The 341-nt window shown below is 74.5% G+C and carries 1 protein-coding gene; it reads left to right on the top strand.

Annotated elements, in window-relative coordinates; translation table 11 throughout:
• Positions 1-12 precede the first annotated feature (12 nt).
• Positions 13-341: Ig-like domain-containing protein (locus tag ACTJIY_RS20855; protein WP_440675409.1), on the top strand; the 329-nt coding region annotated here is incomplete at its 3' end.

Below are 341 nucleotides of genomic sequence, written 5' to 3'. Positions count from 1 at the left end.
ATCGAGGCCCGCGTGCTGTCCGGGTCCAGCGTGCGCATCGCGGTCCCCCTGGACGGGATCGACCCCGACGGCGACTCGGTCCAGGTCACCGGCATCGCGTCCCCGGCGGGCAAGGGGACGGTCGCCGTGGTCGACGGCTTCCTCGAGTACAGCGCCGCGAAGAACGCGGTGGGGCTCGACACCTTCACCTACACCGTGCTCGACGCCCGGGGGGCGACGGCGACCGGCACCGTGCGCGTGGGGATCGCGCGCCCGGGGGAGACGAACCAGCCTCCCGTGGCGGTGGACGACGAGATCACGGTGCGCCCGGGGCGCACGGTCTCGGTCGCGGCCCTGGCCAA

This window comes from Cellulosimicrobium sp. 22598 (assembly GCF_052044445.1).
Lineage (GTDB): Bacteria > Actinomycetota > Actinomycetes > Actinomycetales > Cellulomonadaceae > Cellulosimicrobium > Cellulosimicrobium cellulans_G.
The sequence above is the reverse complement of the archived record's forward strand: the minus strand, read 5'-3'. Positions and strand labels throughout refer to the sequence as shown.